The organism is Streptomyces sp. NPDC012466 (genome assembly GCF_042955215.1).
Classification (GTDB): Bacteria; Actinomycetota; Actinomycetes; order Streptomycetales; family Streptomycetaceae; genus Streptomyces.
This window is the reverse complement of the sequence record NZ_JBIBEQ010000012.1, coordinates 166978-186469: the sequence shown is the minus strand read 5'-3', so window position 1 is coordinate 186469 and position 19492 is coordinate 166978. Positions and strand designations below refer to the sequence as shown.

The following is a 19492-nucleotide window of genomic DNA, read 5'->3' as shown; positions in this document are numbered from 1 at the left end:
CCGTCCTCGCTCCTCACGCCGGCCCGGGTCCCGCGCCGCGCTGTTTGTAGAGGCTGATCGAAACGGTTTTGTCCTTGTCCACGGCGGAGGAGACCTTGCCCGCGAGAGCGGACAGGACGGTCCATGCGAAGGTGTCCCGTGAGGGGGCATGGCCATCCGTGGTCGGTGCCGAGACGGTGACCTCGAGCGAGTCGTCGACGAGGCGGAAAACACAACTGAGCACCGAGCCGGGCACGGCCTGCTGAAGCAGGATCGCGCAGGCCTCGTCCACCGCGATGCGCAAGTCCTCGATCTCGTCGAGGGTGAAGTCCAAACGGGCCGCGAGACCGGCCGTGGCCGTACGCAGCACCGACAGGTAGGCACCCGCGGCCGGCAGCCGGACTTCGACGAAGTCCTGGGTCGCGGGCTCGCCTGCGATCTGGGACACCCTCACCTCCATGGTGGTACAAGCGTTTCAGGGCCGGGGGTCGCCCCCCGGGGTAACGCGATACGTGGTTCAGCGGTGACGCTATCGCGCTCTCGACGATCCTGTCCCCGGGACCCCAACCCCTGTCGTTACTCACAGTAAACCTGTGGATACGCTCCGTGTCTAGGGGTTGGGCGGGCCCAAATGGGAAGAGCGCGGGCCGGGTTGACGTACCCAGACGTCAGACGGTCGAACCGTCCGGCGCCAGGGGCCCGTCGCGTCACACCAGGACATGGTCGACGAAGCACCAGCGCCAGGTTTCCCCGGGCTCGTGGGTCCGCATCACGGGGTGACCCGACTCCTTATGATGCTCCGCCGCGTGCCGTCCCGGCGAGGAGTCGCAGCAGCCGACGTGACCGCAGCTGAGGCACAGCCGCAGCTGCACCGGGTCCAGGCCCTCCGCCAAGCACTCCGGACACGTCTCGCTGAGCGGGCCGGGCTCGGGGTGCGGCAGCGCGTCGGCGTGCGTGCACTGTTTCATGATTGCCAGGTTACGACGGTCGGGCGGAAGACCGCGTCGAAAGATGAGGGTGGGCGAGAACGATGGACGTGATGCCACTGCTGCTGCTCGTGGCGGGCAGTGCGGCGATCGCCGCGGCCGCACGGCGCACCCCGGTGCCGGCGCCGCTGCTGCTGGTGGCCGTGGCGCTGGCGGTCAGCTACGTCCCAGGGGTGCCCGAGTACACGCTCGACCCGCACATCGTCCTGCCGCTCATCCTGCCCCCGCTGCTGCACACCGCCGCCACCGACAGCTCCTACCTCGACCTGCGGGCGCAGCTGCGGCCGGTCGCGATGCTGTCCGTCGGGTACGTGCTGTTCGCGACCTTCGTCGTCGGCTGGGCCCTGTACGTGATCGTGCCGGGCATGCCGCTGACCGCGGCCCTGGTCTTCGGGGCGGTGGTGGCGCCCCCGGACGCGGTCGCGGCGACGGCGGTGGCCCGCCGGGTCGGGCTGCCGTCGCGGATCACCACGATTCTCCAGGGCGAGTCCCTGCTGAACGACGCCACCGCGATCACCGCGTACCGGGTGGCCCTGGCCGCCGCCGTCGGCGAGGGCGCGACCTGGGCCGGGGGCGTCGGCGAGTTCCTGCTCGCGGCGGTCGGCGGCGTCGTGGTGGGCCTGCTGCTGATGGCGCCGATCCACTGGCTGCGCACGCACGTGAAGGAGGCGCTGCCACAGAACACGCTCTCCCTGCTGATCCCGTTCGTCGCGTACGCCGTCGCCGAGCAGGTGCACGCCTCCGGTGTCATCGCGGTCGTGGTCGTCGCGCTCTACCTGGGGCACCGCGCGTGGGAGGTCGATTTCGCGACGCGTCTGCAGGAGGAGGCGGTCTGGAAGATGGTCGCCTTCGTCCTGGAGTCGGCGGTGTTCGCGCTGATCGGACTGCAGCTGCCGGTGGTCCTGAAGGGGCTCGGTGAGTACGAGGGAGCCGAGGCCGCCTGGTACGCGGTCGCCGTCTTCCTGGTCGTCGTCGCGACCCGGTTCGTCTGGGTGTATCCCGCCACCTTCCTGCCGCGGCTGCTGTCGGCCCGGGTCCGGGAACGGGAGGACGACCCGACCTGGAAGGGGCCGTTCGTCATCGCCTGGGCCGGGATGCGGGGCGTGGTCTCGCTGGCCATCGCCTTCTCGATCCCGCTCACCATGCACGGCGGCGAGGAACCCTTTCCGCAGCGCAACCTCATCCTCTTCCTGACCTTCACGACGGTCATCGGGACCCTGGTCGTGCAGGGCCTGACCCTGCCCCCGCTGATCCGGCTGCTGAAGTTCCCCGGGCGCGACGCGCAGACCGAGACGCTCGCCGAGGCCAACGCCCAGGCGCAGGCCTCCCGGGCTGCCGAAAGGCGCCTGGACGAACTCCTCGCCGACGAGCGCAACGCCCTGCCCGCCCCGCTCGCCGACCGGCTGCGCATCGTCCTGGAACGCCGCCGCAACGCCGTCTGGGAACGGCTCGGGCAGGCCAACCCGATCACCGGGGAGTCCGTCGACGACACCTACCGGCGGCTGTCGCGGGAGATGATCAGCGCCGAGCGTGAGGTGTTCGTCAAACTCCGGGACGGCCGCTACATCGACGACGAGATGCTGCGGATCCTGCTGCGCAGGCTGGACCTGGAGGAGGCCGCGGCCTTCCGGGAAGCGGCGTGACGGCGGAGCTCCGCCTCAGGGAAAGGGGCGCCCGGTGACCACGGCCGCGACCGCCGTCCCGCGCGGGAAGGCGCCTTCGCCGGCCAGGGCGACGAGCCCGAACAGCAGCTTGGCGACGTACAGGCGTTCGACGGGCAGGTCGTGCCGGTCCTCGAAGTCCGCCGCGAAGGCGTCGAGCTCGGCGGGCACGCGCGCGTAGCCGCCGCCATGGAAACGGTCGTCCAGGCTCCAGGTGCCGCGCCGGGCACCGAAAGCCTCACGCTGCAGGGCTTCCGTCTCGGCGGCCAGGAACCCGCCCTTGAGGACCGGCACGCCCAGGGCCCGCTGGCCGGGCGCGAGGCCGGCGGCCAGCCCCGCGAGCGTGCCGCCGGTGCCGCAGGCCACCGCGACGACATCGGCTCGGCCCCGCAGCTCGGCGCCGAGGGCCCGGCAGCCGCGTACGGCCTCGGCGTTGCTGCCGCCCTCGGGGACGACGTACGCCCCTTCCGCGTCCGCCGCGCGCAGGATGCCGGCCAGGGTCCGCGGCTCGGACTTGCGGCGGTAGGTCGCCCTGTCGACGAAGTGCAGCCGCATGCCGGCGGCGGCGCAGCGGGTCAGTGAGGGATTGAGGGGCCGGCCGGCCAGTTCGTCGCCGCGTACGACACCGACCGTGGGGATACCGAGCAGGCGGCCGGCCGCGGCCGTGGCGCGCAGGTGGTTGGACCAGGCGCCGCCGAAGGTGACGACGGTACGGCCGGCCGCCGCGGAAAGGTTCGGCGCGAGCTTGCGCCACTTGTTGCCGATCAGCTCCGGGTGGATGAGGTCGTCCCGCTTCAGCAGCAGCCGCACGCCCCGGCGCTCGAACCGGTCGTCCACGACCTCCTGCACCGGCGAGGGCAGCCGGGGGCCGAGTGCGGCGAGTCCTGGGGTGTCGGGGCTGGTCACCGGGCCATTGTCACCCGTGAGGTGGCAGACGGAGGCTCGGGGCTGACGCGCTTGTCGGCGGAAGGGCGCCCGGGCCGAGGAGCCGGGAAAGCGTGCGCTGCCGCACCGCGAACGGGCCCCCTCTGCCCAGCCGGGCGAAGATCCATTCCCGCTCTTTCGGGTAATAGCACCACGACGCCGAGTGAGGAAGGCTTGCCCGTGCACATCGATGCCCGAGGCATATGGGCGTCGGTCACAACCGGGAGGGCAGTTCTCTATGTCGGTAGGCGAAGAGGTCCGCACGGAGCAGACCAAGCCGCAGCAGAGTCTCGGCACGGCGGCCGCGCGGAACCTGGCCACCACGACCAAGTCCGTGCCACAGATGCAGGAGATCAGCTCCCGCTGGCTGCTGCGGATGCTGCCGTGGGTCGACATCCAGGGCGGTACGTACCGGGTGAACCGGCGGCTGACGTACGCCGTGGGCGACGGCCGGCTGACGTTCGTGAAGACCGGCGACCGCGTCGAGATCATCCCCGCGGAGCTGGGCGAGCTGCCGGCACTGCGGTCGTACGAGGACGAGGAGGTCCTCTTCGAGATCTCCCGCCGCTGCGAGCAGCGGGAGATCCCGGCGGGCGAGGTCATCGTCTCGTTCGGCAGCCCGTCCGACGAGGTGTACCTCCTGGCGCACGGCAGGGTGGAGAAGGTCGGCACGGGCCCGTACGGGGACGACGAGTCCCTCGGAGTCCTCGCCGACGGCGCCTACTTCGGCGACGACGCGCTGCTGAACGAGGACGCCATCTGGGAGTACACGGCCCGTGCGCTCACCGCGTGCACCGTGCTCGTGCTGCCCCGCCAGGAGTTCGGGCAGATCGCGGAGCGCTCCGACACCCTGCGCGAACACCTCCGGCAGCTTCGCTCGATCCCCTCGCAACGCTCCAACAGGTACGGCGAGAAGGAGATCGACCTCTCCTCCGGCCACTCCGGCGAGCCGGACATCCCGCACACCTTCGTCGACTACGACGCCCGGCCCCGTGAGTACGAACTGAGCGTCGCCCAGACCGTGCTGCGCATCCACACGCGCGTGGCCGACCTCTACAACCAGCCCATGAACCAGACCGAGCAGCAGATCCGGCTGACGGTCGAGGCGCTGAAGGAGCGCCAGGAGCACGAGCTCGTCAACAACCGCGACTTCGGGCTCCTGCACAACTGCGAGTACGACCAGCGGATCCAGCCGCACGACGGCGTGCCCAGCCCGGACGACATGGACGAACTGCTCAGCAGGCGCCGCGGCACCAAGATGCTCCTCGCGCACCCTCGCGCCATCTCCGCGTTCGGACGCGAGCTCAACAAGCGCGGACTGGTCCCCGAGACCATCGACATGGGCGGCAACCGCATCCCCACCTGGCGGGGTGTGCCGATCTTCCCGTGCAACAAGATCCCGGTGTCGGACGCCCGTACGACGTCCATCATCGCCCTGCGTACCGGGGAGGCCGACCAGGGTGTCATCGGCCTGCGCGCCTCCGGCATCCCGGACGAGATCGAGCCGAGCCTGTCGGTGCGCTTCATGGGCATCAACGAACAGGCCATCATCAAGTACCTGGTCACGGCCTACTACTCGGCCGCGGTGCTGGTACCGGACGCGCTCGGCGTCCTGGAGAACGTCGAGATCGGCCGCTGGCAGTGACGCTCCCGGTGTGCCGGCCGTGTTCCCGCCCGTCAGGGCGGGTACATCCTCCGGGTGTGAGCCCAGCGGCAGCGGAAGCGCCACCCTCCGCTCCTTTCCCGAGGCGGTCCCATGGGTGAGTCCCTCACGGAGTCCAGGACGGAGACGACGCTGCCCACCCCCGGTGGACAGCGTGGCGCCGAGCCCCGGCAGGCGGCCGGGGCCGCGGACAGGCGGGGGGCCATCGGGACACAGCGGGACCGCGGGCCGGAGCCGGCCGAAGGGCACGAGGCGGTCATGCTGCTGGAGCGGGCCCGGGCGGAGGTCGGCCCGGTGCTGCGGGCCGCGCTCGGCTCGCTGCCCGGGCCGATGCGCCGGATCGCGCTCTACCACTTCGGCTGGGAGCAGGCCGACGGCACCCCTGCGGACGGGGGTTCGGGCAAAGCGATCCGGCCCGCGCTGGTGCTCGCCGCGGCAGCCGCTCTCGGGGGGCCCGAGGCGCGGGCGGGGGCGGCTCGGGCGGCAGCGGCCGTGGAGCTGATCCACAACTTCACGCTGCTGCACGACGACGTGATGGACCGGGACACCACCCGACGGCACCGGCCCACCGCCTGGACGGTGTTCGGTGACACCGACGCCATCCTCGCGGGAGACACTCTGCAGGCGCTGGCCCTGCGGCTGCTCGCGCAGGACCCCCATCCGGCGTCCCCGGCCGCCGCCGCCCGGCTCGCGGACTGTGTGGTCGAACTGTGCGCCGGGCAGCACGCGGACACGGCCCTGGAGCGGTGTGGCCCGACCGAGGTCACGCTCGACGAGGTGCTCGCCATGGCGGAGGCCAAGACGGGCGCCCTGCTCGGAGGCGCCTGTGCGATCGGCGGGCTCTACGCGGGTGCCTCGGACGCGGAAGTGGCGGCGCTGGACGCGTTCGGCCGGGAGGCCGGGCTCGCCTTCCAGCTCATCGACGACGTCATCGGCATATGGGGCGACCCGCACCGCACCGGCAAGCCCGTCGGTGCCGACCTGGCCGCCCGCAAGAAGTCCCTGCCGGTGGTCGCGGCCTTCACCTCCGGCACCCCGGCGGCAGCCGAACTCGCCGAACTGTACGCACGGCCCAGCGAGAAGGAGGACCTGGACCACATCGCCCTGACCGTGGAGCGGGCGGGCGGCCGAGACTGGGCACAGGGCCAGGCCGCCGACCGGATGGCGCGGGCGATGCAGCAGCTGGCCCGCGCGGTGCCGGACCCGGAGGCGGCGGGCGGGCTGCTGGCCCTCGCCGAGTTCGTGACCCGGCGCACCAGTTGACGACCGGTGGCGTCGTTCGGGCGGCAGCGGTCGAAGGGCGCCGGTGATGGCCGGCCGACCGGTTGCCGGGCGGCAGCAGGCGATGGCCGGCCGTTGAGCGGCAGCACCTGTGACGGCCTTCGGGCGACCGAAGGGCCAAGAGCCCCGGAGTGCCGGGGCCGTGCGGCTCCTGACCCCGCACGGTCACCGGCCTCCGGTCGGCGGGTCCCGCACTGCCCCACGGTGTGCGGGGCCCGCCCCCTTCCCGTAGCGGTCGAGTTTGGGCAAACGTTCGATCGAATCCCGCCAAGATCCCGCGCGTGCCCCTGCGCGAGGGCCAACCGCCCTACGATCGACGCCCGTCGGGACGAGCGAAGGGGCGGGGCATGGGCGTGGCCATCCGGACGGCGGGCGAAGGGGACAGGGAGCTGATCGTCCGGCTTCTGGACGAGGCGTTCCAGGACGACCCCGTGAGCCGCTGGGTCTTCCCCGGGGCGGAGGACCGCCGTGCCAAGCACCCCGGGCTCATGGCCGCTTTCACCGACATCGTGCTCGCGGCCGGCCGCATCGACGTCACCGAGGACGGCTCGGCCTGCGCATTGTGGCTTCCCGTGCCCGCGGGTGAGGACCATGACGGTGACGCAGAGGACGAAGGGCCGTCCCAGGTGCGGGAGGCCGTCGATCCGGAGAACGAACGCATCGAGATGATCGGCCGGCTGACGGACGCCGTCCATCCCACCGGGCGGGCGCACGAGTACCTGTGGATGATCGGGGTGGCCCCCGGCCGCCAGGGCGAGGGCCTCGGCACCGCGCTCATCGAAGAGGTCCTCGACCGCTGCGACCGCGAGGGTCTGCCCGCTTACCTGGAGGCCAGCAGCGCCCGCAGCCGCAAGCTGTACGAGCGCCTCGGCTTCGAGGCGGCCGGCCCGGCCCTCGACCTCCCCGACGGCCCGGCGATGTGGCCCATGTGGCGCGAGCCCGCACCGCACCGGCCCGCGTAGACCCTGTCGCGAGAGGCCGCATGCCGCGAGGCGCTGCCCGGCGCACCCTCTTGCCCCCGCTCCTCGGTCGCCGACGGCACTTTCGCAGCCGGTGCCGGGCCCCCAGCAGCCCCCTACGGCCCTGGGGTCTCGTCCGGCCGCCCCCCGGCAGTACCGTCGCCACGACCCCCGACACCAGACCGTCGGGCATTCCCACCCCCGGCCGGGGCAGATGCTCCAGGATCAGCCCGGGCATGGCCAGATACAGCACGGCGACGGACCCGTCGCCACCGGCAGCCCGGCCGTGCGGCGGAACTCCACCACGAGGTCGTGCATGAAGGCCGTAACCGGCGAACGGTCCTTCGGCCGCGTCATCAGCCGGGCGACCACGTCGGGGTCGGGTGCGAGCCGTACGCGCGGCCGGGTGTCGATCTGACGACAGCAGGTCGGCGCGTCCGGTGAAGTAGGTGGAGGCGGTCCCGCGGGCACCCCGGCCTTGGCGTCCACCGCGCGGAACGTCAGCTGGCGCGCCCCCCGCGTGCGAGCACCTCGACACCGGCGTCGACGAGCGCGGCCCGGCGTCCAGGGTTGCCGACCATGCGGAGTCCCTCACCCTGGAGGCGGTGCGCACGTTCGGCAACGGCGCGCTGGTGCGCGCGTACAGCAGGAAGCGCTGAGCTCCCGACCGGCCTACCCTGAGGACATGGGCAGCGAACAACACGTCTGTCCGGCCTGCGGACAGCCAGTGGAAACAGTCGTCCGGCGCCACAAGACGCTGGGTACATGGGTCCCGCGATGGGTGGCGGGACCGTGCCGCAACCCCGAGTGCGGCGCCTACGACACGGAGGGCGCCGGCAGCGGCGGTACCGGCGAGGACACCCGGCCCGCCGACGGTCCTCAGCGGGCCGAGCCCGCACGGCCCGCCGCCACGCCCACCACGACCCGGCCCGAAACGGCCCCTGGAGAAACCGTCCCGAAAAACTCCTGAGTCCGTGTCGAGATGCGCGGCCCGGCTCCGACGTCCCCTGTGAAGAGCCGCCCGGCAGGGCGGTGAGAGCCGAAGGAGCGGACTGATGAAGTACCTGGTCATGGTGCAGGGCACACAGGCGGACTACGAAGCCATGCGCGGCAGGACGTCGGCGGACTCCCCGGCCTGGAGCGAAGAGGAACTCCAGACCATGTTCGCCTACATGGGCGCCATCAACGACGACCTGGCCGAGACGGGCGAGCTCGTCGACGGGCAGGGCCTGGCCGAGCCGGCGCAGACCCGGCACGTCACCCTCGGTGACGACGGCAAGGCCGTGATCACCGACGGGCCGTACAGCGAGACCAAGGAGCTGCTGGCCGGCTACTGGGTCCTGGAGTGCGAGAGCCTGGAGCGGGTCACGGAGATCGCCGCCCGTGTCGCCGGCTGCCCGCAGCCGGCCGGCGCCCCCGACCATCCCGTCGTGATCCGCCCGATCATGGACGGTTCCGGGGACATCTGAGAAACCGGCCGGCACCGACGGACACGCTGGTGAGGAACACACCCGAGACCGAGGACCTGCTGCGCCGCCACGCGCCACAGGTCCTCGGCGCGCTGGTCAGGCGGTACGGGCACTTCGACGCGGCCGAGGACGCCGTGCAGGAGGCGCTGCTCGCGGCGGCCGGGCAGTGGCCCTCGGCGGGCGTGCCCGGCAACCCTCGCGGCTGGCTGATCAAGGTCGCCGCACGGCGGCTCACCGACGCCCTGCGCAGCGAGGAGGCCCGGCGGCAGCGCGAGGAGCGGGTGGCGGCGCTCACACCCCGCGACGCCTTCACGGCGCCGCCGCCCGGCGAGCGGGCGCCCCGCGAGGACGACACCCTCTCGCTGCTGTTCCTGTGCTGCCATCCGGACCTGACGCCTCCCGCCCAGATAGCGCTCACGCTGCGTGCCGTCGGCGGTCTCACCACGGCGGAGATCGCCCGGGCCTATCTGGTTCCGGAGGCGACGATGGCGCAGCGCATCAGCCGGGCCAAGCAGAAGGTGCGGGGTGTGCGCTTCGGCCGTCCCGACCGCTGGGAGCAGCGGCTGCCGTCCGTGCTGCAGACCCTCTACCTGATCTTCAACGAGGGCTACACGGCCACCTCCGGCGCCGCGCTCCAGCGCCGCGACCTCGCCGGCGAGGCCGTGCGGCTGGCCCGCACGGTCCACCGGCTGCTGCCCGACGACTGCGAGGTGGCCGGTCTCCTCGCGCTGATGCTGCTCACCGACGCCCGGCGTGAGGCGCGCAGCGGACCGCACGGCGAGCTCGTTCCCCTCGACGAGCAGGACCGGGACCGCTGGGACAAGGCCGCGATCGAGGAGGGCGTCGCGCTGGTCACCCGGGCCCTGTCCCGCGGCAGGCCGGGGCCGTACCAGCTGCGGGCCGCGATCGCCGCCGTCCACGACGAGGCGCCCGCCCCCGACGCCACGGACTGGGCCGAGATCCTGGGCCTGTACGACGTCCTGGTCGGCCTGATCCCCGGCCCGGTCGAACGCCTGAACCGTGCGGTCGCCGTCGCCATGGTCCACGGCCCGCGCGCCGGCCTGGCCGAGCTGGACGCCTTGGCCGACGAGTTGAGGGGCCACCGCCTGGACGCCGTACGAGGGCATCTCCTGGAGCGCGCGGGCGAACCGGCAGCCGCCCGGGCCGCGTACGAGTCGGCGGCCGCCCGGACCCTCAGCCTGCCCGAGCAGCGCTACCTCCGGGCCCGGGCGGCACGGTTGACCGACTAGCGTGTGCGGCATGGGCGGACCGGGGGAGCGGCGCAGCAGGGTGTGGCGCCTGGTCGTGATCGTGTGGGCGTTGGTCGTGGCCGTCACCGGCGGGCTGACGCTGTGGATGCAGGACTCCACGGAACCCGGGGGGCCGTACGTCTGGGAGAACGCGGACCCCGACGAGTCGCCGGACCTGCCGCCTTGTCCGAGGCCTGACGAGGGCCTGGCTGTCGACTGCGCCTACGGCGAGTTCGAGGCCCGCTAGCCGACCAGCCCGCCCGTCACCGGATTCCGGGTGGTCAGGCAGTACGGGCCGCCCGCCGGGTCGCGCATCACCGTCCAGCCGGAGAAGGCGGACACGAAGGCGGCCCCGAGTTCCTCGTGCCGCGCCCGGGTCGCCTCGACGTCCGCGCAGGCGAGGTCGAGGTGGGCGGAGGCCGGACGTTCCTCGTCGAGCCGTTGCAAGAGCAGACGGACCGGCAGACCGGGCGGCGGCTTGACCACGTGGAACTCGGGCAGGGAGCCCGGCAGCGACTCCCAGCCGGCGAGCAGCGCGCTCCAGAAGGCGACTTCGGCGTCGTAGGCCGAGGGCGCGATGTCCACGCACACCTGGTCGAGCCGGCTGCCCCGCACCACGCCCGGGCGCGACGACTGCCCGCGCCAGGGATCCGCGCAGAACAACTGTCCGGCCGGCGAACGCAGCACGACGAGCGAGCCGAGGTCCGCCACGACACTCGCGCCGAGCCGTACCGCCGCGGCGGCGAACTCCGGTACGTCGTCCACGCAGAAGTCGAGGTGCGCGCCGCCGGAACGCGGCCCGACCGCCTGTATCTTCACGCATGCGTCGGCGCCGTCGGGCAGCAGGGTGACGAACTCGTCGTGGTCTCCACGCAGTTCGGACAGCCGGGTGTCCGTGACCGCCGTCCAGAAGTCGCAGGCGGCGCCGAAGGCCTCACGCGGGCGGTCGATGAAGGCGTACGTCCAGCTGATCCTCATGGGCGCGATCGTAGAGGGCGCGCGCCACGGCCACCCGCGTGAACCTTGACCAGCCGTTGCGCACCGTTCCCCGCCCATCGGCCCGCGCTTGTTTGCATGCAGGAATGGACCACATCCCGTTCCTCGTGGCGGTCGTCATCGTCACGGCACTCGCCTTCGACTTCACCAACGGATTCCACGACACGGCGAACGCGATGGCCACGTCCATCGCCACCGGCGCGCTCGCTCCCCGTACGGCGGTCCTGATCAGCGGTGCCCTCAACGTCGTCGGTGCCTTCCTGTCCACGGAGGTCGCCAGGACCATCTCGGGCGGCATCGTGGACGACACCCTCGTCTCCCCGGGCATGATCTTCGCGGGGCTCGTCGGCGCGATCCTGTGGAATCTGCTGACCTGGCTGGCCGGTCTGCCCTCGAGCTCCTCGCACGCGCTGTTCGGCGGGCTGATCGGGGCCGTGTGGGTCGGGGCGGGCAGCCACGGCGTCGACTTCGACAAGGTCGTCGAGAAGGTGCTGGTGCCGGCGGTGGCCTCGCCGGTGGTGGCCGGTGTCGCCGCGCTGCTCGCCACCTGCCTCGCCTACCGGCTCACCGACCGCGCCGGCAAGGACTCCGTCACCCGGGGCTTCCGCATCGGCCAGATCGCCTCCGCCTCGCTGGTCTCCCTCGCCCACGGCACCAACGACGCGCAGAAGACCATGGGCGTCATCACCCTCACCCTGATCTCGGCCGGCGCGCTCGGCCACGACGCGGGGCCGCCCCTGTGGGTCATCGCGTCCGCGGGCCTCGCCATCGGTCTCGGCACCTACCTGGGCGGCTGGCGGATCATCCGCACCATGGGCAAGGGCCTCACCGAGATCCAGTCGCCCCAGGGCTTCGCGGCCGAGACGGCCTCCACGACCGTCATCCTGACCTCCGCCCACCTCGGCTTCGCCCTGTCCACCACCCAGGTGGCCTCGGGCAGCATCCTGGGCGCGGGTCTCGGCCGCAGGCTCGCGGAGGTCCGCTGGGATGTGGCGGGCCGGATGGCGGTCGCCTGGACGGTCACCCTGCCCGCCGCCGCACTGGTGGGCGGTCTGGCCGCCGCGGTCGTGCAGCACGGCGGGGACACCGGCACGGCGGTCGTCGCACTGGTCGGCGCGGTCCTCGCCGCGGGCATCGTGGTCATCTCGCGCCGTAACCCGGTGCACGCGCACAACGTCAACGACGCGCACGAGGTCAGCATCCGCACCGAGCCGCCGGCCAAGGTCGGCACGGCCGCCTGAGAGACAGGGAGCCGGACATGCATCTGGACTGGACCGCACTCGGCCGGGTCGCCGCGGTGAGCGTCGGGGGCACCGTCACCGTGGTCGTCGTCTTCGCGCTCGGCGTCCTCGGCCTCGCCCGGCCGGAGGGCATGCGCGAACAGCGGGGCGGCGCGTGCGCCCTCGGTCTCACCCGGGCCACCCTGTGCTTCCTCGCCTGCACGGCCGTGGTGGCGTACGGGATACACCTGATCGTCCCTCAGTAGGGGCGCCACGACGAAGGGGCCCGGCCGGTTCTCGGTCGGGCCCCTCCGTCGTACGAAGGCGGTCAGGCCTTCTTGGTCTCCCAGAAGATCTTGTCGATCTGGGCGATGTAGTCCAGCGCCTTCTGGCCGGTGGCCGGGTCGGTCGACGCCTTGGCGGCCGAGAGGGCCTTCAGGGTGTCGTTGACCAGCTGGTGCAGCTCCGGGTACTTCTCGAAGTGCGGGGGCTTGAAGTAGTCGCTCCAGAGCACCGAGACGTGGTGCTTGGCGAGCTCGGCGCGCTGCTCCTTGATGACGGTGGCGCGCGCCTGGAAGTGCGGGTCGTCGTTGGCGGCCATCTTCTCCTGCACGGCCTTCACCGACTCCGCCTCGATGCGGGCCTGGGCGGGGTCGTACACACCGCAGGGAAGGTCGCAGTGCGCACTGACCTTGACCTTGGGGGCAAACAGGCGGGAAAGCATGGAGCATTCCTTCCTCGTGATCGTCTTCTCACAGGGGACATTACTCCGTGAGGGACGGCTTTTGGCGGGTGCCCCCATGGGCTTAGGACAAAAGTCCGGGGTGAGACTGAGACTGGTGGACGAAGAACCGGGGAGGTGCCGGGTGATGCCGGAGCTGTCGCAGGAGTCCGAGCGGGGGAGGCCGGCGCCCTTCGGGCTGGCCGAGGTGACCGGGCCGTCCATGGTGCCCACGCTGCACCACGGGGACCGGCTCCTGGTGCACTACGGGGCCAGGGTCAGGCCCGGGGACGTCATCGTGCTGCGGCACCCCTTCCAGCAGGACCTGCTGGTCGTCAAGCGGGTCGCCCAGCGGCGCGAGAGCGGCTGGTGGGTGCTCGGGGACAACGCGTACGCCGGCGGCGACAGCACCGACTACGGCGTCGTGCCCGACGAACTGGTCCTGGGGCGGGTCCGGTTCCGCTACCGGCCGCGCAGGCCGGACCGGCGGTCGCCGTGGGCGCTGCTGGGCTGGGCGCTCTCGGCGGCCAGGCCGGTCCTCTCGGGCAGGTCGGGCCGGGCGGCCTCCAGGCGTTTGCGGGCGCGGTAGGCCGCCACGTTGGCGCGGGTCGCGCAGCGGTCGGAGCAGTAGCGCCGGGAGCGGTTGGTGGAGGTGTCGAGGTAGGCGTTGCGACACGGCGCGGCCTCGCACAGGCCGAGGCGGTCCACGCCGTACTCGGTCAGGTGGAACGCCAGGCCCATCGCCGCGATCGCCGCGTAGCCCGCGGTGGCGTTCGACGGGTGGTCCGCCAGGTGCATGTGCCACAGGGGGCGGCCGTCGTCGTCACGGACGTCGTGCCCGGAGATCTGCGGGCTCACCGGGAACTCCAGCAGCAGCGAGTTCAGCAGGTCGACGGCGAGCCTCTCGTCGCCCGAGTCGGCCGCCTCGAAGACCGCGCGCAGCCGGGCCCGGACCGAGCGGAAGCGGGTGACGTCCGCGTCGGTGGCGCGGCGGGCCGCGGACTGCTGGCCGCCGAACAGGTCGCGGATGGCCTCGACCGACGTCAGGGCGTCCTTGCCCCGGGCCGGCTCCTCGGTGTTGACGAGGCGCACGGCGTAGTCCGAGTAGTAGGCCAGTTCCACTTGTAGTCCTTACGGAGGGGCTTCATGGTCGAGGGTGTGCACTGGTAACAGCTGACGGCACTTCCAGGGTATTACGAGGGAGGGGCTCGGCGGCGGACGCCGACATCATGAGGGCCGCCGCCGGCCGGCCCGCCCGGCACAAGAGCCGGGACCTGCGGCAGGAGTGGTTCCCGAGCGTGCTCGAGACCTTCGCGGGCACCGCCCCGCGCGCCCTCGACCTCGCCGGCGGTGTCTTCCTGAACGCGGACCACATGATCGACCAGACGACGCCCCGGATCAACGCGGCGGAGCGGGCGCAGCGGCGCGCCCGCACGGATCAGGCCAGGCGGAACGGCACCCTCGGCCGGACCGAGGGGTGGCAGCCGGCCGCGAAGGACCCGGTCCTCGTCGGCCCCTCGGCCCGGCGCCACGAGATCCACGGGGAGCACGCGGGCGGCGACACGCGGTCGGCCCGGTGTCCCGCACGGGCTGAGCGAGGAGGGGTTCGGCCAGACAGGGCCGGTGTGGGCCTCGCAGGCCGGGCCGGTGTGGGTCTCGTCCTCGGACACCTGCTGCCGTCCGGGAAGCAGCGCAGACGAAAGGGGGCGGTACGGATACCCCGTACCGCCCCCTCGCCGTGCGTGGCGTCAGAGCACCTTGGACAGGAACGACTTCGTCCGCTCGTGCTGCGGGTTCGTCAGCACCTCGCGCGGGTGACCGGATTCGACCACCACACCGCCGTCCATGAAGACCAGGCTGTCGCCCACCTCGCGGGCGAAGCCCATCTCGTGGGTGACGACGATCATCGTCATGCCCGACTCGGCCAGGTCGCGCATGACGTCCAGGACGTCACCGACCAGCTCCGGGTCCAGCGCCGAGGTCGGCTCGTCGAACAGCATCAGCTTCGGGTCCATGGCGAGGGCCCGGGCGATGGCGACGCGCTGCTGCTGACCGCCGGAGAGCTGCGAGGGGTAGCTGCCCGCCTTGTCGGCCAGGCCCACCCGGTCCAGCAGTTCCAGGGCGCGCTCCCGCGCCTTGGCCCTGTTCACGCCCTTGACCTGGACCGGCGCCTCCATGACGTTCTCCACGGACGTCATGTGCGGGAACAGGTTGAAGCGCTGGAAGACCATGCCGATGTCCCGGCGCTTGACGGCGACCTCGCTGTCCTTCAGCTCGTAGAGCTTGTCGCCCTTCTGCCGGTAGCCGACCAGATCGCCGTCGACGTACAGACGGCCGGCGTTGATCTTCTCCAGGTGGTTGATGCACCGGAGGAAGGTCGACTTGCCGGAGCCGGAGGGGCCGATGAGGCAGAACACCTCGCCGGACTTCACCTCCAGGTCGATGCCCTTGAGGACTTCTACGGGGCCGAAGGACTTGTGGACGCCCTCGGCCTTGACCATGGCGGTCATGCGGTGCCTCCCGTCGACGCCGAGCGGTTGGACAGGGACAGCACGTTCGCCTTGATCTTCTGGAGCGGCGTGGCCGGGAGCGACCGGCTGGAGCCACGCGCGTAGTACCGCTCCAGGTAGTACTGGCCGATGCTGAAGACCGACGTCATCAGCAGGTACCAGGCCGCCGCCAGGAACAGCATCTCGGCGGGAGCTCCGGAGGTCTGGCCGATGTCCTGAGCCGCGCGGAGCAGCTCGGGATACTGGACGACCGAGACCAGCGAGGTCGTCTTCAGCATGTTGATGACCTCGTTGCCCGTCGGCGGCACGATCACGCGCATCGCCTGCGGGATGACGATCCGGCGCAGCGTCTTGGAGTGGCTCATGCCGAGGGCGTGCGACGCCTCGGTCTGGCCCTCGTCGACCGAGAGCAGACCGGCCCGGCAGATCTCCGCCATGTACGCGGCCTCGTTCAGGCCGAGGCCCAGCAGCGCCGTCAGGAACGGGGTCATGAAGTCCGACCACTCGTCCTTGTAGAACGGCCCGAGGTTGATGTACTCGAAGACCAGGCCCAGGTTGAACCAGACGATCAGCTGGACCAGGACCGGGGTGCCGCGGAAGAACCAGATGTAGAACCACGCGATCGACGAGGTCACCGGGTTCTTCGACAGGCGCATCACGGCGAGCAGGACGCCGCCGATGATGCCGATCGCCATGGACAGCACGGTCAGCAGGAGCGTCTTGCCGACGCCGTCGAGGATGCGGTCGTCGAAGAAGTAGTCCGGGATCGCGTCCCAGTTGATCTTGCCCTGGGAGAACGCGTAGACGACCCCGACCAGCAGGGCGATGGCGACGACGGCGGACACGTACCGCCCGTAGTGCCGGACCGGGATGGCCTTGATGGCCTCCGGTCCGGCCGGGGGCGTGTCGGCCGGTGTCTTGTCGATGTCAACAGTCACGGGTGTTGCCTTTCAGTGCCGCTGCGTCGCGGTCACTTGCCGCCGTTGATCGTGGCTTCCTCGATGGCGCCGTCCGTGACGCCCCACTTCTTCATGATCTTCTCGTACTCGCCGTTCGCGACGACGGCGTCGAGAGCGGCCTTGAGGGCGTCCCGCAGCTGCGTCTGGTTCTTGGCGACCGCGATGCCGTACGGAGCGGCCTCGACCTGCTCGCCGACCAGCTGGAAGTCCTTGCCGCCGCCGGAGGTCTTCACGGCGTACGCGGCGACCGGGAAGTCGGACGAGCCGGCGTCGGCGCCGCCCGCGCGCAGGCGGGTCTGGGCCTGCTGGTCGTTGTCGAAGGGCTCGATGGCGATCTTCTTGCCGGCCGGGCACTTCTTCGACTCCGCCTTGGCGAGGTCCTCGGAGACGGTGCCGCGCTGGAGCACGATCTTCTTGCCGCACAGGTCGGACCAGGTCTTGATGCCCTGGTCGTCGCCCTTCTTGGTGTAGATCGAGACACCGGCGGTGAAGTAGTCCACGAAGTCGACGCCCTCGCCGACCTTCTTGCCGGTGTCGGAGTCGATGCCCTCCTGGCGGTCCTTGGTGTCGGTCATCGCGGACATGGCGATGTCGTACCGCTTGGAGCGCAGACCCGTGATCAGCGTGTCGAAGGTGCCGTTCTCGAACTGGAACTCGACCCCGAGCTGCTTGCCCATGGCGGCGGCGAGGTCGGGGTCGATGCCGACCACCTTGCCGGAGCTGTCCTTGAACTCGACCGGGGCGTAGGCGATGTCGGAGCCGACCTTGATGACACCCTTGTCGCGGATGGCCTTCGGCAGCTTGTCGGCGAGCGGGGCCGAGGCCGCGGTGTCGCTCGAGCCGGTGTCCTTGGTCTGGTCACCGCATCCGGTGAGCATCAGCGCGCCTGCGACCGCGATCGCACCGACCGCTGCTAGCCGGGAGTGCGCGGCGGTCGTACGACGGGTGGAGCTTGCGGTCATGGTGGGTTCCTCCGGCGGATGGGTGGAGTTGCCGATGGGGCGGGCCGCTGCCGATGGGTTCGACACGGCCGTGGCACGCCGAAGGTTTCGGCAGTGCCGTGGGTCGACGAGAGCACACGTCTTCGAGTGTCGCGACCTCGTGTGATTACGGCATCTTGCCATTCGGACTGCGCGATTCTGGGGGCCAGTCATGTCAAAATCGGATAACGGGCGACCCCCGAACCGCACCACTCCGGTACATCACGGCCGGACCTTCTATGGGAATCAACCCTTCCGGCCGGAAGAACTTCGGTAAATCCCGGGATTTCGATACGGGGGCCGCGGGCTTCGCCAGTGGTTGAGTGGTTGTATCTGGTTTGTCCAGGTCTTGTCCCGATTTTGGACGAAGAGTCAGGGCCCCGTCATGTGACCTTCGCGTTATGGACTCGTCCTCGATGCCGTCCGTCCGGTAAGAAGGGTCTTTACACCCCTCATCCGGGGCTCAGGGCGCGTGTGCGGCGCGCCCGTCGCGTACGCGCCCGTACGTCTACACGTACAAGCACGACATGGGCCTACGCGGTGCCCGCCCACCCCTCACCAGGAGTGGCCACCCTCAAACCAATGAAGATTTAAGGGGTAAAACGAAGTGGCAGCGGAGATTGTCAATCCTCGCAGCGAGAGCAGGACCGGCGATACGGATCACGAGGGCGGTGCGGAGCCCCTCGACTCCTTCGACCCGGCGTTCGCGTTGCACCGCGGCGGCAAGATGGCTGTGCAGGCCACCGTGCCGGTCCGTGACAAGGACGATCTGTCCCTGGCGTACACGCCCGGCGTCGCGAAGGTGTGCAGCGCGATCGCGGAGCAGCCGGAGCTCGTGCACGACTACACGTGGAAGTCATCGGTCGTGGCCGTCGTGACGGACGGTACGGCCGTGCTGGGCCTCGGTGACATCGGGCCCGAGGCCTCCCTCCCGGTGATGGAGGGCAAGGCGATCCTGTTCAAGCAGTTCGGCGGCGTGGACGCGGTTCCCATCGCCCTGAACTGCACGGACGTCGACGAGATCGTCGAGACCGTGGTGCGGCTCGCGCCGTCGTTCGGCGGGGTCAACCTGGAGGACATCTCGGCGCCCCGGTGCTTCGAGGTGGAGCGGAAGCTGCAGGAGCGGCTCGACATCCCGGTCTTCCATGACGACCAGCACGGTACGGCCGTGGTGACGCTGGCCGCCCTGCGGAACGCCGCGCGGCTGAGCGGGCGGGCGCTGGGCGAGCTGCGGGCCGTCATCTCGGGCGCCGGCGCGGCGGGTGTCGCCATCGCCAAGATGCTGGTCGAGGCCGGGATCGGGGATGTGGCGGTGGCCGACCGCAAGGGTGTCGTGTCGGCCGACCGGGACGACCTCACGCCGGTGAAGCAGGAGCTGGCCGGGTTCACGAACAAGGCCGGCATCACCGGGTCTCTGGAGTCCGCGCTGGACGGGGCCGATGTGTTCATCGGCGTGTCCGGTGGGACGGTTCCGGAGTCCGCGGTGGCGACGATGGCCGAGGGCGCGTTCGTCTTCGCCATGGCGAACCCGAACCCCGAGGTGCACCCCGAGGTCGCGCACAAGTACGCGGCGGTCGTCGCGACCGGACGGTCGGACTTCCCGAACCAGATCAACAACGTGCTGGCGTTCCCCGGGATCTTCGCCGGGGCGCTGCAGGTGCGGGCCTCCCGGATCACCGAGGGGATGAAGCTGGCCGCCGCGGAGGCGCTGGCCGCTGTGGTCGGAGACGATCTCGCCGCCGACTACGTCATCCCGTCGCCGTTCGACGAGCGGGTCGCTCCGGCGGTCACCGCCGCGGTGGCGGCCGCGGCCCGGGCCGAGGGTGTGGCTCGGCGCTGACGCCGACGCTGATGTGATGTGGCCCCGCCCGGAAATCGGGCGGGGCCATTTCTTTGCGTTCGGGTGGGGCCGTTCGGGTGGGGTGCGGGTGCCT

Annotated in this window: 19 protein-coding genes and 3 pseudogenes; 12 read left to right on the top strand and 10 right to left on the bottom strand. The window is 71.3% G+C overall.

What is annotated here, in order from left to right; translation table 11 throughout:
• Window positions 1–13: 13 nt before the first annotated feature.
• Both ACFY9E_RS35210 and ACFY9E_RS35205 read right to left on the bottom strand, forming a co-directional pair.
• Entirely contained in the window at window positions 14–427 is a 414-nt protein-coding gene (locus ACFY9E_RS35210; protein WP_003992877.1) for a hypothetical protein, read from the bottom strand.
• 259 nt (window positions 428–686) lie between these two features.
• Window positions 687–947 (bottom strand): UBP-type zinc finger domain-containing protein, encoded by a 261-nt coding sequence (locus tag ACFY9E_RS35205; RefSeq protein WP_078615354.1) that lies wholly within the window; start codon window positions 945–947, stop codon window positions 687–689.
• 62 nt (window positions 948–1009) lie between these two features.
• On the opposite strand from ACFY9E_RS35205, the gene ACFY9E_RS35200 reads away from it, so the two are divergent.
• Window positions 1010–2608, top strand: a complete 1599-nt coding sequence (locus tag ACFY9E_RS35200; protein ID WP_390991287.1) for a Na+/H+ antiporter — start codon at window positions 1010–1012, stop codon at window positions 2606–2608.
• A 15-nt stretch (window positions 2609–2623) separates the two neighbouring features.
• Here the strand turns inward: ACFY9E_RS35200 and ACFY9E_RS35195 are convergent, their stop codons facing one another.
• Window positions 2624–3532, bottom strand: a complete 909-nt coding sequence (locus ACFY9E_RS35195) for a pyridoxal-phosphate dependent enzyme (RefSeq protein WP_390991285.1) — start codon at window positions 3530–3532, stop codon at window positions 2624–2626.
• A 256-nt stretch (window positions 3533–3788) separates the two neighbouring features.
• On the opposite strand from ACFY9E_RS35195, the gene ACFY9E_RS35190 reads away from it, so the two are divergent.
• From ACFY9E_RS35190 to ACFY9E_RS35180, 3 genes are all read left to right on the top strand, one after another.
• Window positions 3789–5195 (top strand): family 2B encapsulin nanocompartment shell protein, encoded by a 1407-nt coding sequence (locus ACFY9E_RS35190; RefSeq protein WP_390991282.1) that lies wholly within the window; start codon window positions 3789–3791, stop codon window positions 5193–5195.
• Between the two features lie 111 nt (window positions 5196–5306).
• Window positions 5307–6476 (top strand): family 2 encapsulin nanocompartment cargo protein polyprenyl transferase, encoded by a 1170-nt coding sequence (locus ACFY9E_RS35185; protein WP_390991279.1) that lies wholly within the window; start codon window positions 5307–5309, stop codon window positions 6474–6476.
• Between the two features lie 365 nt (window positions 6477–6841).
• Window positions 6842–7456, top strand: a complete 615-nt coding sequence (locus ACFY9E_RS35180; protein WP_390991277.1) for a GNAT family N-acetyltransferase — start codon at window positions 6842–6844, stop codon at window positions 7454–7456.
• Window positions 7457–7595: 139 nt separating this feature from the next.
• Here ACFY9E_RS35180 and ACFY9E_RS35175 read toward each other — a convergent pair.
• A pseudogene (locus tag ACFY9E_RS35175) lies at window positions 7596–8034 on the bottom strand (TetR/AcrR family transcriptional regulator); the annotation flags it as partial.
• Between the two features lie 474 nt (window positions 8035–8508).
• Here ACFY9E_RS35175 and ACFY9E_RS35170 point away from each other — a divergent pair.
• Genes ACFY9E_RS35170 through ACFY9E_RS35160 form a run of 3 tightly spaced genes read left to right on the top strand, consistent with a single transcriptional unit; the run spans window position 8509 to window position 10419 of the window.
• On the top strand, window positions 8509–8922 hold the full coding sequence (locus ACFY9E_RS35170; RefSeq protein WP_390991274.1) for a YciI family protein: 414 nt from the start codon (window positions 8509–8511) through the stop codon (window positions 8920–8922).
• A 29-nt stretch (window positions 8923–8951) separates the two neighbouring features.
• On the top strand, window positions 8952–10172 hold the full coding sequence (locus tag ACFY9E_RS35165) for a sigma-70 family RNA polymerase sigma factor (protein WP_390991272.1): 1221 nt from the start codon (window positions 8952–8954) through the stop codon (window positions 10170–10172).
• A gap of 10 nt (window positions 10173–10182) precedes the next feature.
• Window positions 10183–10419 (top strand): hypothetical protein, encoded by a 237-nt coding sequence (locus ACFY9E_RS35160; protein WP_390991269.1) that lies wholly within the window; start codon window positions 10183–10185, stop codon window positions 10417–10419.
• Here ACFY9E_RS35160 and ACFY9E_RS35155 read toward each other — a convergent pair.
• The gene (locus tag ACFY9E_RS35155; protein WP_390991266.1) at window positions 10416–11150 is read right to left on the bottom strand and encodes a VOC family protein; all 735 of its coding nucleotides are present in this window, start codon (window positions 11148–11150) and stop codon (window positions 10416–10418) included. The genes ACFY9E_RS35160 and ACFY9E_RS35155 overlap by 4 nt on opposite strands.
• 104 nt (window positions 11151–11254) lie before the next feature.
• Between ACFY9E_RS35155 and ACFY9E_RS35150 the strand changes: the two genes are divergently transcribed.
• Together ACFY9E_RS35150 and ACFY9E_RS35145 are read left to right on the top strand one after the other, a co-directional pair.
• Window positions 11255–12409, top strand: a complete 1155-nt coding sequence (locus ACFY9E_RS35150; protein WP_390991264.1) for an inorganic phosphate transporter — start codon at window positions 11255–11257, stop codon at window positions 12407–12409.
• A 17-nt stretch (window positions 12410–12426) separates the two neighbouring features.
• Window positions 12427–12654: a hypothetical protein gene (locus tag ACFY9E_RS35145; protein ID WP_390991261.1), complete on the top strand. Its 228-nt coding sequence runs from the start codon at window positions 12427–12429 to the stop codon at window positions 12652–12654.
• Between the two features lie 62 nt (window positions 12655–12716).
• Here ACFY9E_RS35145 and sodN read toward each other — a convergent pair whose 3' ends face one another.
• Window positions 12717–13112 (bottom strand): superoxide dismutase, Ni, encoded by a 396-nt coding sequence (sodN, locus tag ACFY9E_RS35140; RefSeq protein ID WP_020136639.1) that lies wholly within the window; start codon window positions 13110–13112, stop codon window positions 12717–12719.
• Here sodN and sodX point away from each other — a divergent pair.
• A pseudogene (gene sodX, locus ACFY9E_RS35135) lies at window positions 13024–13506 on the top strand (nickel-type superoxide dismutase maturation protease); the annotation flags it as partial. The gene sodN and the pseudogene sodX overlap by 89 nt on opposite strands.
• Window positions 13507–13571: 65 nt before the next feature.
• Here sodX and ACFY9E_RS35130 read toward each other — a convergent pair.
• Window positions 13572–14231: an ABATE domain-containing protein gene (locus tag ACFY9E_RS35130; RefSeq protein WP_390991258.1), complete on the bottom strand. Its 660-nt coding sequence runs from the start codon at window positions 14229–14231 to the stop codon at window positions 13572–13574.
• 224 nt (window positions 14232–14455) lie between these two features.
• Here ACFY9E_RS35130 and ACFY9E_RS35125 point away from each other — a divergent pair.
• A pseudogene (locus tag ACFY9E_RS35125) lies at window positions 14456–14744 on the top strand (SAM-dependent methyltransferase); the annotation flags it as partial.
• 113 nt (window positions 14745–14857) lie between these two features.
• On the opposite strand, the gene ACFY9E_RS35120 reads toward ACFY9E_RS35125, so the two are convergent.
• From ACFY9E_RS35120 to ACFY9E_RS35110, 3 genes are read right to left on the bottom strand one after another with little or no spacing between them, the layout of a single operon-like run.
• Complete coding sequence (locus tag ACFY9E_RS35120; RefSeq protein ID WP_390991255.1) at window positions 14858–15619, bottom strand: ATP-binding cassette domain-containing protein; 762 nt, start codon at window positions 15617–15619, stop codon at window positions 14858–14860.
• Window positions 15616–16557 (bottom strand): ABC transporter permease subunit, encoded by a 942-nt coding sequence (locus ACFY9E_RS35115; RefSeq protein ID WP_390991252.1) that lies wholly within the window; start codon window positions 16555–16557, stop codon window positions 15616–15618. The genes ACFY9E_RS35120 and ACFY9E_RS35115 overlap by 4 nt, the downstream gene beginning before the upstream one ends.
• Before the next feature lie 32 nt (window positions 16558–16589).
• The gene (locus tag ACFY9E_RS35110; RefSeq protein ID WP_390991250.1) at window positions 16590–17540 is read right to left on the bottom strand and encodes a transporter substrate-binding domain-containing protein; all 951 of its coding nucleotides are present in this window, start codon (window positions 17538–17540) and stop codon (window positions 16590–16592) included.
• Window positions 17541–18165: 625 nt separating this feature from the next.
• On the opposite strand from ACFY9E_RS35110, the gene ACFY9E_RS35105 reads away from it, so the two are divergent.
• Window positions 18166–19398: an NADP-dependent malic enzyme gene (locus ACFY9E_RS35105; protein WP_283972345.1), complete on the top strand. Its 1233-nt coding sequence runs from the start codon at window positions 18166–18168 to the stop codon at window positions 19396–19398.
• Window positions 19399–19492: the final 94 nt, after the last annotated feature.

Bases quoted from the DNA above. Each gene is read 5' to 3' on its own strand.
- ACFY9E_RS35150 (WP_390991264.1), top strand. From the start codon at position 11,255: ATGGACCACATCCCGTTCCTCGTGGCGGTCGTCATCGTCACGGCACTC.
- ACFY9E_RS35205 (WP_078615354.1), bottom strand. From the start codon at position 947: ATGAAACAGTGCACGCACGCCGACGCGCTGCCGCACCCCGAGCCCGGC.
- ACFY9E_RS35145 (WP_390991261.1), top strand. From the start codon at position 12,427: ATGCATCTGGACTGGACCGCACTCGGCCGGGTCGCCGCGGTGAGCGTC.
- ACFY9E_RS35180 (WP_390991277.1), top strand. From the start codon at position 6,842: ATGGGCGTGGCCATCCGGACGGCGGGCGAAGGGGACAGGGAGCTGATC.
- ACFY9E_RS35120 (WP_390991255.1), bottom strand. From the start codon at position 15,619: ATGACCGCCATGGTCAAGGCCGAGGGCGTCCACAAGTCCTTCGGCCCC.
- ACFY9E_RS35160 (WP_390991269.1), top strand. From the start codon at position 10,183: ATGGGCGGACCGGGGGAGCGGCGCAGCAGGGTGTGGCGCCTGGTCGTG.
- ACFY9E_RS35170 (WP_390991274.1), top strand. From the start codon at position 8,509: ATGAAGTACCTGGTCATGGTGCAGGGCACACAGGCGGACTACGAAGCC.
- ACFY9E_RS35190 (WP_390991282.1), top strand. From the start codon at position 3,789: ATGTCGGTAGGCGAAGAGGTCCGCACGGAGCAGACCAAGCCGCAGCAG.
- ACFY9E_RS35200 (WP_390991287.1), top strand. From the start codon at position 1,010: ATGGACGTGATGCCACTGCTGCTGCTCGTGGCGGGCAGTGCGGCGATC.
- ACFY9E_RS35155 (WP_390991266.1), bottom strand. From the start codon at position 11,150: ATGAGGATCAGCTGGACGTACGCCTTCATCGACCGCCCGCGTGAGGCC.
- ACFY9E_RS35110 (WP_390991250.1), bottom strand. From the start codon at position 17,540: ATGACCGCAAGCTCCACCCGTCGTACGACCGCCGCGCACTCCCGGCTA.
- ACFY9E_RS35185 (WP_390991279.1), top strand. From the start codon at position 5,307: ATGGGTGAGTCCCTCACGGAGTCCAGGACGGAGACGACGCTGCCCACC.
- sodN (WP_020136639.1), bottom strand. From the start codon at position 13,112: ATGCTTTCCCGCCTGTTTGCCCCCAAGGTCAAGGTCAGTGCGCACTGC.